The 13422-nt window shown below is 55.2% G+C and carries 11 protein-coding genes and 2 pseudogenes; 11 read left to right on the plus strand and 2 right to left on the minus strand.

Annotated elements, in window-relative coordinates; translation table 11 throughout:
• Positions 1 to 24 precede the first annotated feature (24 nt).
• The 4 genes and pseudogenes from AC0L7S_RS12650 (at position 25) to ychF (ending at position 4009) form a co-directional block, all read left to right on the plus strand.
• Positions 25 to 1236: an MFS transporter gene (locus AC0L7S_RS12650; RefSeq protein WP_473474284.1), complete on the plus strand. Its 1212-nt coding sequence runs from the start codon at positions 25 to 27 to the stop codon at positions 1234 to 1236.
• A gap of 178 nt (positions 1237 to 1414) precedes the next feature.
• Positions 1415 to 2056, plus strand: coding sequence for a 50S ribosomal protein L25/general stress protein Ctc (locus AC0L7S_RS12655; protein ID WP_473471370.1), 642 nt, complete (start codon positions 1415 to 1417; stop codon positions 2054 to 2056).
• Positions 2057 to 2089: 33 nt separating this feature from the next.
• A complete protein-coding gene (pth, locus tag AC0L7S_RS12660; RefSeq protein ID WP_473471372.1) occupies positions 2090 to 2815 on the plus strand; it encodes an aminoacyl-tRNA hydrolase in 726 nt (241 codons plus the stop codon).
• Between the two features lie 89 nt (positions 2816 to 2904).
• Positions 2905 to 4009 (plus strand): annotated as a pseudogene (gene ychF / locus AC0L7S_RS12665) (redox-regulated ATPase YchF).
• A gap of 8 nt (positions 4010 to 4017) precedes the next feature.
• On the opposite strand, the gene AC0L7S_RS12670 reads toward ychF, so the two are convergent.
• Complete coding sequence (locus AC0L7S_RS12670; RefSeq protein ID WP_473471374.1) at positions 4018 to 4770, minus strand: SDR family NAD(P)-dependent oxidoreductase; 753 nt, start codon at positions 4768 to 4770, stop codon at positions 4018 to 4020.
• A 219-nt stretch (positions 4771 to 4989) separates the two neighbouring features.
• Positions 4990 to 5976 carry a D-2-hydroxyacid dehydrogenase gene (locus AC0L7S_RS12675; RefSeq protein ID WP_473471376.1) on the minus strand — a complete coding sequence of 329 codons (987 nt, stop codon included), beginning with the start codon at positions 5974 to 5976 and terminating at the stop codon, positions 4990 to 4992.
• Between the two features lie 327 nt (positions 5977 to 6303).
• Between AC0L7S_RS12675 and AC0L7S_RS12680 the strand changes: the two genes are divergently transcribed.
• From AC0L7S_RS12680 to AC0L7S_RS12710, 7 genes and pseudogenes are all read left to right on the plus strand, one after another.
• Positions 6304 to 6966 carry an LLM class flavin-dependent oxidoreductase gene (locus AC0L7S_RS12680; RefSeq protein ID WP_473471378.1) on the plus strand — a complete coding sequence of 221 codons (663 nt, stop codon included), beginning with the start codon at positions 6304 to 6306 and terminating at the stop codon, positions 6964 to 6966.
• Positions 6967 to 7031: 65 nt separating this feature from the next.
• Positions 7032 to 7409, plus strand: a complete 378-nt coding sequence (locus AC0L7S_RS12685) for a hypothetical protein (RefSeq protein ID WP_473471380.1) — start codon at positions 7032 to 7034, stop codon at positions 7407 to 7409.
• 143 nt (positions 7410 to 7552) lie between these two features.
• Positions 7553 to 8671 (plus strand): ABC transporter substrate-binding protein, encoded by a 1119-nt coding sequence (locus tag AC0L7S_RS12690; RefSeq protein ID WP_473471382.1) that lies wholly within the window; start codon positions 7553 to 7555, stop codon positions 8669 to 8671.
• A gap of 183 nt (positions 8672 to 8854) precedes the next feature.
• Positions 8855 to 9775, plus strand: coding sequence for an ABC transporter permease (locus AC0L7S_RS12695; protein ID WP_473471384.1), 921 nt, complete (start codon positions 8855 to 8857; stop codon positions 9773 to 9775).
• A gap of 4 nt (positions 9776 to 9779) precedes the next feature.
• Entirely contained in the window at positions 9780 to 10568 is a 789-nt protein-coding gene (locus AC0L7S_RS12700) for an ABC transporter permease (protein WP_473471386.1), read from the plus strand.
• Between the two features lie 9 nt (positions 10569 to 10577).
• Positions 10578 to 11657, plus strand: coding sequence for an ABC transporter ATP-binding protein (locus AC0L7S_RS12705; protein WP_473471387.1), 1080 nt, complete (start codon positions 10578 to 10580; stop codon positions 11655 to 11657).
• A 146-nt stretch (positions 11658 to 11803) separates the two neighbouring features.
• Positions 11804 to 13421: pseudogene (locus AC0L7S_RS12710) on the plus strand (GMC family oxidoreductase).
• Position 13422 lies beyond the last annotated feature (1 nt).

A 13422-nucleotide genomic window follows, 5' to 3' on the forward strand; every position in this document is an offset into this window, starting at 1 on the left:
TCCACGGAGCGTTCCTTGACCGACATGGCGGCGAAAGCCGGAAACACGACTGCGGCCGCTACTGCGACCACCTTCACCGTCATTCTGGCCGTGAGCTTTTGCCACGGCGTCAACGATATCATGCAGTCGCTGCTGGCTGCGATCTATCCGCTGCTGAAAGAAAATTACAGTCTCGATTTCTGGCAGATCGGCCTGTTGACTTTCACCTTCCAGCTGACAGCGTCTCTGTTGCAGCCCATGATCGGCTGGATCACCGACAAGCGACCAATGCCTTATTCCCTGCCTGTCGGCATGGCGTCTTCGATGTTTGGCCTGATCGTGCTCGCCTATGCGGGGCACTATTGGGTGCTGCTGATCGGGGCTTCCATGATCGGCATTGGCTCGGCTGTCTTCCATCCCGAATCCTCGCGCATTGCGCGGTTGGCCTCCGGCGGAAGGCATGGTCTGGCTCAATCCTTGTTTCAGGTTGGCGGCAATACCGGCCAGGCCATCGGGCCATTGCTTGCAGCCTTTATCGTCGTGCCGTTCGGCCAGACGAGCATTTCGTGGTTTGCGCTTGGGTCATTGGTCGGGATTTTCGTTCTGTGGCAGGTTGGCGGCTGGTACAGCCGTCTGCGCACTTCGATGAAGAACCGCAAGCCAGAAGCACATGTCTCGCCTTTTTCGCGAAACCGCGTGGCTTGGGCGCTGGCCGTCCTCACCTTGCTGGTGCTGACGAAGAACGCCTACATTTCCAGCATTGCCAGCTATTACACATTCTACGTCATAGACAAATTCGATGTGTCGGTTCAGATGTCCCAAATCATGCTGTTCCTGTTTTTAGGGGCGTCGGCTCTCGGCATCCTGCTCGGCGGCCCGTTCGGCGATCGTTTCGGCCAAAAATCCATGATCTGGTTCTCGATCATCGGCGTGCTGCCCTTCACGCTTGCGCTTCCCTATGCCAATTTCGAATGGACGATGGTGCTGACCGTGCTCATTGGCTTGATCCTGTCGTCGGCTTTTTCCAACATCGTTGTTTTCGCACAGGAACTGGTCCCCGGCCGCGTCGGCACAATTGCGGGAATATTCTTTGGCTTCGCCTTTGGTATCGGTGGCATCGCAGCCGCTGTACTGGGCGTGGTTGCTGACGCGAAGGGCATCGAATTCGTCTATCGCATCTGCTCCTATTTGCCGCTGCTTGGCCTGCTGACGGTTTTCCTGCCCAACATGAAGAACGCCAAAAAGGCTGGTGCTTGATCTTGCCGATCTTGGACGATCCTTGCGCTCTTTGCGGCCTTCAGCTATAGAGCCGCCAACCGCGTAGACACCCTTGGAGGCAACGCGGCGGAAGGCCGCCCGATACGGCGGCTTTCAACGTTTGCGGACCAACCAAACAAGCCGCAGACGGCCCCAGAACAACGCGAAAGGAAATGCCATGAGCGTGAAGACATACGAGCTCAAGGCCGAAGCGCGCGAACAGGTCGGTAAGGGGTCCGCCCGTGCAGTTCGCCGCAACGGTAAGGTACCAGCAGTTATCTATGGTGATAAGCAGCCTCCCCTGGCAATCGCTCTCACCTATAAGGACATCTACTACAAGGTTCATGGTGGTGGATTTTTGACCACGATTGCCACGATCGTCGTCGACGGCAAGAAGATTCAGGTTTTGCCGAAGGACTTGCAGCTCGATCCTGTCCGGGATTTCCCGATGCATGTCGATTTTCTGCGGATCAGCAAGAACACCGTGGTCAACGTCAACATTCCCGTCCACTTCATCAATGAAGAGACGTCACCCGGCCTCAAGCGCGGCGGTGTTCTCAATGTGGTGCGTCACGAGGTCGAGTTTAACTGTCCGGCTACTGACATTCCCGATTCCATTACCGTCGATCTGGACGGCACCGAAATCGGCGATTCCATCCACATTTCGGCGATTAAATTGCCCGACGGCGTTAAACCCGTGATCTCCGACCGCGATTTCACCATCGCAACGGTTGCAAGTTCATCGGCAATGAAGCCGGACGCCGAAGACATCGAGGAAGTCGAAGAGACGGAAGAAGAAGAGACGGAAGAAGAAGAATAGCGGCAGGTTTCAGCGTCACGGAGGATCGCAACGATGCTGCTCTTTGCAGGTCTTGGTAACCCGGGCGCGAAATTTTCCAACAACCGGCACAATGTCGGTTTCATGGCGGCGGATGCAATTGCCCGCCGCCATTCGTTTTCGCCCTGGTCGAAGAAATTCCAGGCCGACATTGCCGAAGGTACGCTTGCTGGCGAAAAAGTACTGCTGATAAAGCCGCGCACCTTCATGAACCTCTCGGGTCAGGCCGTTGGTGAAGCGATGCGGTTTTACAAACTGGACCCGTTGGCCCTCACGGTTTTATACGACGAGATCGACCTCACTGCGGGCAAGGTGCGCGTCAAGATCGGTGGCGGCTCTGGTGGGCACAATGGCATTCGCTCGCTGGACCAGCATGTTGGCAAGGATTATCGGCGCGTTCGCATCGGCGTGGGCCATCCCGGTGCAAAGGCCATGGTGCATGGTCATGTGCTTGGTGATTTTTCGAAAGCTGATCACGAATGGCTCGATGTTCTGCTCGAGGCAATGGCCGATAGCGCCGAATGTCTCGCTCAGGGTGATGGCAGCAGTTTCATGAATCGCATCACATTGACATTGCGCGACAAACTCGTTCCAACCAGTGAAGACGACACGCCTCCGCCCAAACAAGCAAAAGCCCGCAGCCATATTCATCAGGCGCGCCAGCAATCAAAGCCGGCCAAGCTGCCTGAAACCGGGCCGATGGCGGCGATGCTGAAGAAGTTGTTTGGTGACAAGTCATGAGCCTGCGTGACTTGCAGGGCTTGACGATGGTCAAGCCTATCGCCCATAGCCCTCACTGAACCACTGTTTCCCAATAGGACCGAAAAATCATGGGCTTCAAATGCGGTATCGTTGGCTTGCCCAACGTCGGAAAATCGACGCTGTTCAATGCACTGACCCGGACGGCTGCTGCCCAGGCCGCCAACTATCCGTTTTGCACCATCGAACCCAATACCGGGGAGGTGGCCGTGCCGGACCCTCGGTTGCTCAAAATTGCTGAAATTGCAAAATCGAAAGAGATCATTCCTACGCGGATTTCCTCTCGTCGATATTGCTGGTCTTGTGCGTGGTGCTTCCAAGGGGGAGGGGCTCGGCAACCAGTTTCTGGCCAATATCCGCGAGGTCGATGCCACGGTACATGTCCTGCGCTGCTTCGAGGACGACGACATTACGCATGTTGAAGGCCGTATCGACCCTGTAGCCGACGCAGAGACCGTCGAGACCGAATTGATGCTCGCTGATCTCGAAAGCATCGAGCGCCGCATCACGCAAATGCGCAAACGCGCCGCCAGCAAGGACAAGGAAGCTGCCACCATCCTGCCGATGATGGAAAGGGCGCTTGAGGAACTTCAGGCAGGCAAGCCGACCCGCATATTGCTCAACGGGCTTGCCATTGAGGATTTGCGCATACTTGAAGGCTTGAACCTTCTGACCTCCCACCCGGTTCTCTATGTTTGCAATGTTGCCGAAGCAGATGCTGCCAGCGGCAACGCGCATACCAAGGCCGTTGAAGAAATGGCAAAGGCGCAAGGTGCAGGCACTGTCGTGATTTCGGCGGCTATTGAGGCCGAGGTCGCGCAGCTTCCCGATGACGAGGAACGTGAATTCCTTGCGTCGATGGGGCTCGATGAGCCCGGCTTGGACAAGCTGATCCGTGCCGGTTACGAACTGCTACAATTGATTACCTACTTCACTGCCGGGCCGAAGGAAACGCGGGCCTGGACCATCGAACGCGGCACCAAGGCACCTCAGGCGGCCGGTGTCATTCATACCGACTTCGAGCGCGGGTTTATTCGCGCCCAGACGATCGCCTACAACGACTTCGTAACGCTCGGCGGCGAAGTGCCCGCCAAGGAAGCGGGCAAAGCGCGTGACGAAGGCAAAGAGTATGTCGTTCAGGACGGCGATGTCATGATGTTCAAGTTCAACACCTGACGGCATCGCTACATCGCGATGCTGCCGCCATCGATGGCCAAGGTGCTGCCGGTGGCAAAGGTTGCTTCGACAGCCACGAATGTGATGAAATTTGCGATCTCTTCCGGTGTCGCAATTCGTTTCAGTGGCACACGCGCTATCATGTTTTCACGCACGTCGGGCGTTCCGCCAAACCATTCCAATTCCGCATCCAGCATTGGCGTATCGACAGCGCCGGGGCAAACACAGTTCACCCGTACGGTGGGTGCCAACTCCATTGCCATGGCTTTGGTCAAACCGGCCACACCCGCCTTGGTGGCGCAGTAGTGAGCATAGGATTGCAAGCCGATGAAGGACAGATCGGAGCCAATATTGACGATGCTTCCGCTGCCGCGCTCGCGCATCCGCAAGCCGCAATCGCGCATGACATAGAATGCGCCCGACAAATTGGCGTCAATATGCTTGCGCCAAAGTTCAGGGGTAAGGTCTTCGAGAGGCGCAGGCTCAACAATGCCAGCCGCGTGAACGACATAGTCAATTCCCTCCAACGCAGCCCAGGCTGAATCCACTGCGGCGGAAACATTTCGATCGTCGGTCACATCTGCCGTAACGGCAATGGCGCCGCCGCCTATTGAAGCGGCGAGGTCTTCGATGATGGCTGTTCGCCGTGCCACAAGTGCCACCCGCGCGCCTAGTTTGGCAAAGTGTCTTGCTGTGGCAAGGCCCATGCCTGACGATGCGCCCGTGACGAGCGCCGTTTTTCCGGTGAGATTGGCGACCACTTTCCACTTCTCCTTGAATTGATGAAAGGTGCGAATTGATGAAACTTGCCGTGGCCATAGCTTTTGTTTTAGGCAAATGACCGATCATGCCGGCGAGCGTTCAACTCACCGGCGCAATACACCTAGCAATTCATGTGCCACCTACATTGGTATTATGGGCGCGCTGTCCGCCGCCGCCTTAAGTCGATTAGCCGACACCGCGTTTGATCAGCGGAATGATCAATAACCGCGCGAACCGTCAACGACATTTCGCAGTTCACGCCCCTCGTCAAGACGCGCCATGTTTTCTGCGAAAATGGCAAGGCAGCGGTCGATATAACCAACCGAGTCGTCGCAAGATATGTGGGGCGAAATGACAAGATTGGGGACGTCCCACCATGGCGCGTCCTCGGGCAATGGTTCGGGATCGAATACGTCGATGACCGCTCCTGAAATATGTCCTGAGCGCAGCGCATCGGCGAGCGCTGAATTATCCAGCACACCTGCTCTTGCCATATTCAAAACCCCTGCACCTTGGGGCAGAAGTGAAATCTCCTTCTTGCCGATGAGGTTTTGCGTTTCGGGCGTTAATGGGCATGTCAGCACCAGGAAATGAGCTTGGGCGAGATGGTTCTCCAACTGATCTGGGCCGGATACGGTGTCTGCGAGAGGATGCGGCTCACCCGAGCGCCGGATTCCGAGTATGCGCAGCCCGAATGATTTGAGACGAGCCGCTATGGCCTCACCGAGCGAACCGAGCCCATAAATCAGAACGGTTTTTCCGGTTATTGCAGTGGAAAGTGTGTTGTCCCAGACATGCCGCTTCTGGTTGGTGACGTGGCGGGGGATACCTTCATTGAGCATCAGCACGGCCATGGCACCGAAAGCCCCACCCTTTTCGGCGTGAACGCCGCTGCTGTTCGTCAATACAGCGCCATTGTTGAGCCAGTCGAGAGGCAGGTAACTTTCAACACCAGCGCTCGTGCAATGAACGACACGCACACGCTTTGCATGTTTGCGCAGCATTTCGGTGTTGAAGCCTGAGCCGATGAAATAATCGCATGCGGAGAGTTTTGCCAAGTCAGGATCATCGACACTGCGCACCGTCACCGAATCGGGCTTGGCTACATCGGCCATAGCTGAGCGAACAGCTTCTTCTGTTACCTGGTAGTCGGCCTCAACGCCGGCCTTGTTTTCTACATATATGTTCATCGGCGCTGCACTCATGCCCGGTCTCCATTGTTTGCCTTTACGGCAGCAATTCCCATGCCATCCACTGGCATTGGAAGCATGCCATCCACTGGCGTTTCAAAGTTCGTACTGCTCACCAGAGAATCGGATGATTCCAGGATCAAGATTTTCTCGACTATATGATCTCAAGCAACTCAATATTGAGACGGAGTCTCGTTTATGAGAGATGTAATCGCAAATTACCCGGGTAACTGACGAAGATAGTCCAGAGAATTAGCTCCAATTCAACTGGCATGAGATTTGCTCCCATTATTTCGAAGCCGGATAAAAACGGCGAAGTAAGCTTGAGAGGAGCTACAACTTATGGACCTCGGACTCTTTATGATGCCGTTGCACGATCCGAAGCGTGATTACACTGAGGTGCTACAGCAAGATCGCGAAGCCATCATTTTGGCTGATAAGCTTGGTTTTGCTGAAGCGTGGGTTGGAGAGCATATTACCTGCTCGTCCGAACCGATAGCTGATCCGCTTCAGTTTTGCGCAACTCTTATCCATGAGACGGACAACATCAAGTTTGCTACCGGCGTTCTCAATTTACCGCAGCAGCATCCTGCAATGATTGCCGCACGCGTTGCCCAGTTCGATCATTTGAGCAATGGCCGCTACATCATGGGCGTTGGGCCCGGCGGGCTTGTTACCGACATCGAACTATTCGGAACTGGCGACAGGAACCGCGCAGAGATGGTTCTGGAATCGATCGAGATGGTTCACAAGATCTGGGCTTCCGATCCGCCTTACAACATTCCGGGAAAGTTCTGGAATATTGCTGTCGAAAAAACGCTCATTCCCAGCCTTGGTTTTGGGCCGATGCTCAAGCCTTTGCAGAAGCCGTACCCGCCGCTTGCCATCTCCGTCATGAGTCCTTCATCGAGCAGTGCGCGTCAGGCTGGCGAAAAGGCTGGGCGATGGTTTCGGCAAACTTCACGCCCGCTTCCAACGTCAAAACGCATTGGGAGCAATATGTAATCGGGGCCGAAAAGGCTGGGCGTCGTCCTGACCGTAAAACGTGGCGCATTGCGCGTTCGATTCTTGTGACCGAAACGGACCAGGAGGCGCAGGATTATCTCGATGCCGGTGATTCATCGGTTGGCTGGTACTACGACTACATCATTGAAGACATGGCGGCCTTCAAGCTTCTTGGCGTTTTGAAGCCGACCATGACGACGCCGGACGGCGACATCACACGCGAAAACTGTCTTGAATGGATGGTCCAGTCAGGATCTCCCAAGACCGTACTCGACAAGCTTGTGGCGTTTGTCGATGAGGTTGGTGGACCATTCGGGGCATTGATCATGACGCAGAAGGATTGGGACAAGCCTGCGCTCCACAAAAGATCGATGGAATTGTTGGCGACCGATGTCATGCCGAAATTGCGCCAGCACTGTTCCCAGCTTCAAGCCGCCGAATAATTGTGAAAAATCAAGGGCAGCTTTTCTGATCACCTAGCCATCCAGAAGGTCATCTTGTGGATGGAGTTCCTGCAAACAACAATGGGAGTTTGGATATGACGAAGGATACGACTTCAAATCAAATTGGGGCACCGAGAATTTCCTTGGATAACTTTGAGATAGATCGCCGTAAAGTTCTCCTGGGCGCGGCTGCCGCTGCGGCTGGGGCTACACTTGGTTCATGGGCGCCGCCCGCGCGGGCGGCTGTTGGTGGGCACATGGAGATCATGGCCTGGGAAGGTTTTTCGCTAGAGCCGGAACTGGTTGAATGGCGTAAGGCAAATGGCGTAACGAGTTCTTCCGCGATCATGAGCAATCAGGATGATGTGACGGCAAAGCTCGCGGGCAGCAATCCGGTCAGGCTTGACGCAGCCGAGTATTCGAACGGCTATCAGGAAGTTTACAAGGACATCAAGGCGCTCACATCGATCGACGTCTCCAAGATTCCAAACTACAACAAGGACGATATCTACCCGCCCTTTTACGAAGGCGCCATGTGGCACTGGGATGACACGACATGGGCTTTGCCGTGGTGTTGGGGCGTCGATACGCTGGTCATCAATCCGGAACTCGCCGGCGTTGAAATCAAGAGCTACAAAGACCTCTTGAAGCCGGAATTGAAGGGCAAGGTGACCTTCGTCGACAACCCTTTGACGACTTGGCCGACCATCGCCAAGGTGACAGGTTATGAGGACAAATTCCCGAAGCTGACAAAGGAAGAGCTCGACGATTGCTTCGAGAAGTTGCAGCCTTACCGCGATCAGTGCCGCGTCTTCGCTTCATCAAATGGTGATGTGATCTCGCTGTTCGCTGCCGGTGAAATTGCCGCGTGTTTCTGTGTTTGGGCGGCTGTTCCGCTTGAGACTGCCAAGCAGAATGTCGAGACGAAGGCGATCATTCCAACGGAAGGCGCCGCGGTCTGGGCTGATGCCTGGTTCATTCCAATGACGGCGGAAAATGTCGACACGGCGCATGCCTTCATCAATGAAGCCCTGTCGCCTGAGATTCAGGCTTCCATCGCCGAAACGACGGTGTGTAGCGCGGTAAGCAGGAAAGCCGTGCCGCTGATGGATGACGTCACAAGGGCATTGTTCGATTACGACAATTTCGACGAGGCTTTCAAATCGATCAAGGTTCCCTATCAGCCACCACGCAACAGCGACGAATATGCAACCTATGATGACTGGTTGCAGAAATGGGCCGACTTCCGGGCCGGTTTCTAATGCAGGTGGCCAAGGCTGTTTAGCGGTTCTGGGGCAACGACATGCGTGAAAACAAAGGCTTGAAGCGTGCTGAATTACTCATTCAGATACGATGCGCTTCAAGATAAACAAGCCCCTTGACCTGAAGCGGGAACGGCGGAACGCGAAGCACCGCCGTTCCCGATCAAATTCACGGGAAAGCGAATGACGGATATCGCTCAAGTCAACGATACACCAAGAGAGAAGGTGGGTTTTCGGCGATATTTGGCGGAAAATCGAATCGGCCTGAAGTTCGCCTCTCCATCGCTATTGTTTCTGCTCGTGTTTTTTCTCGTTCCGACATTGCTGTTGTTTGTGACCAGTTTTCTGTCGGCGCGGTCGTTCTCGATTGAATATGTCTGGAATATCCAGAACTATGTTCGGCCGATGTCGGCCATGGGCTTTTGGGCGGCAACCTGGGTCGGCATCAAGAACGGGTTTTTCACGGCGTTCTTCTCTGTCGTCCTCAGTTTTCCTGTCGCCTATTACCTGGTTTATAAAACCCGAAGCAATCTGGTGCTTTATCTTGCACTGCTGTCATGGTTTTCCAGCTATCTTGTGCGCGTCTATGCATGGCGCACAATCCTTGGAACCAATGGCGTCATCAACTCGATGCTGCTGCAACTGGGCGTGATAAACGAGCCGCTGGAGATCATCCTGTTCAGTCCGTTCGCCTCGGTGGTGACGCTGGTTCATATCATGTTGCCGTTTTCGCTGCTGATCCTGGTTTCGGCCATGCGTGATGTTAAGCAAGACTATCTCGACGCGGCGCGAGATATGGGTGCAACCAAGATTCAAGTGCTGACGAAAGTCATCATTCCGATGATCTATAATGGCCTTATCGGGTCTTTCATGTTCACCTTCATTCTTGCGGCTGGCGATTACATTACGCCGCAACTCCTTGGCGGCCGCGACGGTATTACCAGTGGCCTGCTTATCGCCAATCAGTTCAGGAGCACTGGAAACTGGCCCTTCGGCGCGGCGATGGCATTCATCCTGATGATGGCTTTCGCGGTTGTCTTCATGCTTCTCATCCAATTCTTCAAGCTGGCAAAGCTCGCCCCCGGGCGTCGCTATCACGAGTAGAATCATGCTGCGCGTTTATCTCTGGACCTATCTGTTTTTCCTGTTCGCGCCGGTCGCGATCATCGTCCTGTTCAGCTTTCATTCCTCACCTGCGCTGGTGTTCCCGTTCGAGGGCGTCAGCCTGCGCTGGTACGAGTTGCTCTTTTCGCGAGCCTCGTTCGTCAGGTCGCTGGAGAACAGTCTGATCGTGGGATTTACCACTGCAGTGAGTACCGCATTTTTAGGGACCTTCGCCGCGCTTGCACTCATCCGGTTGAAAGAGCCTGTGCGGTCTTGGTTCGCCTTTGCCAATTTCGCGCCGATAGGATTTCCCGGACTGTTTCTGGGAATTGCGATGCTCATTCTCTTTGCCCAGATCAATGTCGGGCGCTCACTGTTGACGGTAACTGTTGCGCATACGCTTTTCGCGCTGCCCTTTTTTGTCCAGGCGGTACGCTCGCGTGTTGTCTATTTCGACACGTCGCTTGAAGAGGCGGCGCGTGATCTTGGCGCGACCCAATTTCAGACGTTCCGTTTGGTCACATTGCCAATTCTGGCACCCACTATTGTCGGTGCTGCAATTCTTACCTTCGCCCTTTCCTTCGATGAATTCATCATAACCGTGTTTGTGAGCGGCAACGACACAACCCTGCCGCTCTATATCTGGTCGATGATGCGGCGGACCGTGGACCCATCGATCAATGCAGCCAGCGTTGTTGCTTTGGGGATGTCTATTTCGGTGCTTGCTTTGGGCGGACTGGCATTCTGGCTGCAGCGGAAACGCGCTTTGGCAGCTCGAGAAAACGGGGAGTAGAGAATTTTCATGAGCCGCAAGATTGTCAGCCTTTCCAATATTACCAAACGATGGGGTGCCTTCACCGCGTTGAACGACATCAGCCTTGATGTCCACGAGGGAGAAATTCTCACCTTGCTTGGACCGAGTGGCTGCGGAAAAACCACGCTCATGAGGATTGTCGCGGGTTTTGAAACACCGACCATGGGGTCCGTGACCATCGACGAAACCTGCGTCGATGGCATTCCGCCGGAGCGGCGCCCGGTCAACATGGTGTTCCAGCGCTATGCCTTGTTTCCTCATCTCGACGTATTCGACAATGTCGCGTTCGGGCTGCGATTGAAGAAACTGCCGAAGGCGCAGATTCAATCGGAAGTTACTGCGATGCTGAAACTTGTTCAGCTCAACGATCTCAGCCGACGCTGGATCAGCGAGATCAGCGGTGGTCAGGCACAGCGCGTGGCATTGGCGCGCGCCTTGATAAACCGTCCGGCAGTGCTGCTGCTCGATGAGCCGCTTGCTGCACTCGATCTCAAAATCAGGCACCTCATGCTGGAGGAGTTGAAACGCATCCATACCGAGACCGGCACAACGTTCATCTATGTGACCCATGATCAGGATGAGGCGATGATCCTGTCCGACCGCGTGGTTCTGATGAACAAGGGTGGGATCGAACAGATGGGCAGCCCCGAAGAGATGTACGGTTCACCGCGCACCTTGTTTTGCGCCCGCTTCTTTGGCGAAACCAATATCGTGACCGGTAAGGTCAGCAGTAATGGTGGCGATGAAATCCAGATTGATACGCAGTGGGGGCCGTTGCTTGCCCATAGCGAGGCCGCCAAGACGGGCGATGGCGTCCACATCTCGGTCAGGCCGGAGGCGATACGCATTGGCGCTTACGATGAAGCCGAAGATCCGCTTAACAGCGTCAGTGGCGTGGTAGATGATGTCACGTTTATCGGCAGCCGCATTCAGTACAAGATCCGGGAAAAATCCGGCACGCTGATAAAATGCCAGGAACCGCGAACCCCGGCGGGCATCCGCTTCAAACCCGCCAGCAAAGTTGCGCTTTCGTGGGATGCTGCGGCTGCGGTGGTGCTTCTTGATTAGGCTCGCAGATGGTTCATTGAAGGTGCGTTGCTGCTCCTTCTCATTATTTCGGATGAGGTTTGGAAAGGCGCCCCGGCATTCGGGCCCGTCATCCCAATCCACCAAGCTATCATGGCCATGATGACGGCCTGACCAGAGGTAAGTTCATGTTCGACTATATTGTAGTTGGTGGCGGGTCGGCGGGTTGCGCTATCGCTTCTCGCCTGAGCGAGGACCCGGACCGGAAAGTCCTGCTGCTTGAGCAGGGGCCAAGTGACTGGAACCCTTACATTCACATGCCGGTCACTTACTTCAAGACGGCGAAGGGCAATCTTCTCACTCGCTATCGCATCGAGCCGCAGGTGCATCAGGGAAATGTCACGCCCGAATTCGTGCAGGGCCGCGTGCTTGGTGGCGGCAGTTCAGTCAATGCAATGGTTTACATGAGAGGTTGCCCTGAAGATTATGACGGGTGGGCGGCTGACGGGTGTCATGGTTGGGGGTACCGCGATGTCCTGCCCTATTTCAAACGGGCCGAGGACAATGAACGGTTCAGCGGCGAGGCGCATGGCCAGGGCGGGCCACTGGGCGTATCGGACCAGAAATACACCCACTATCTGACCAAGGCATGGCTGCGCGCCTGTCAAGACATCGGCATCAATTACAACCCCGATTTCAATTCAGGGACGCAGGCCGGTTGCGGCCTGTATCAGGTTACGATGCGTGACGGCCTTCGTTGCAGCGCGGCCTCGGCATATCTCAAGCCTGCTCGCGCTCGAAAGAACCTCACAATAAAGACGAACACGCGGGCGACGAAAATTATCATCGAAAATGGTCGTGCTGTCGGTGTTCAGTATCTCGATCGCGGCCATCCAACGCAAGCCCGTGCTTCCGGCGAAGTTGTCATCAGCGCCGGAGCTATCGGTTCACCGCATCTATTGATGCTGTCCGGTATCGGGCCTGCCGAGCAACTGAGGAAAGCGGGTGTGTCCGTCGTTCACGACCTTCCCGGTGTGGGGCAAAACCTGCAAGATCATTTCGATGTGTTTTTGATTTATCAACTCACCGGCCCCCACAGTTACGACAAATACAAGAAATTGCATTGGCAGGCTTGGGCAGGCTTGCAATACGCCCTGTTTCGAAATGGCCCCGTCACCTCGAATATCTGCGAAGGTGGCTTGTTGTGGTATGGGGATAAATCCGACCCTCTGCCAAACCTTCAATATCACTTCCTCCCCGGTGCGGGTGTCGAAGAAGGGGCGGAATCGGCACCGGGCGGCAATGGCTGTACTGTCAATGTCTACCAGACGCGGCCACGCTCACGCGGTGCGGTCACGCTCAAGAGTGCGGACCCGATGGTTCACCCGGCAGTCGATCCCAACTATTTATCAGAAGAATATGATGTGGAATGTCTGGCTGAAGCCGTACGCATCGGCCAAGAAATCTTGAGCCAGCGAAGCCTCGAACAATATGTTGCGGGGGTGGTCAGGCCCACCAGGACACTGACCACCAAGGCTGAAAGGATGGATTCTCGTCAGGCAGGCGGGGCAGGGCGCTCTGCACCCATCTGGTGCCTGCAAGATGGGCACCGATGCGATGGCGGTTGTCGATCCGTTTCTCAGAGTCCACGGCATAGATGCGCTGCGCGTTGCCGATACATCGATCATGCCACGCCTTGTTTCGGGCAATACCAATGCGCCTGCGATGATGATCGGTGAACGTGCATCGGACTTCATCAAAGGTAACAAGCTGGAACACGTAATGTCCGAAAAAGAGGCCGTGTAGC

The organism is Mesorhizobium sp. G2-6-1 (assembly GCF_055809095.1).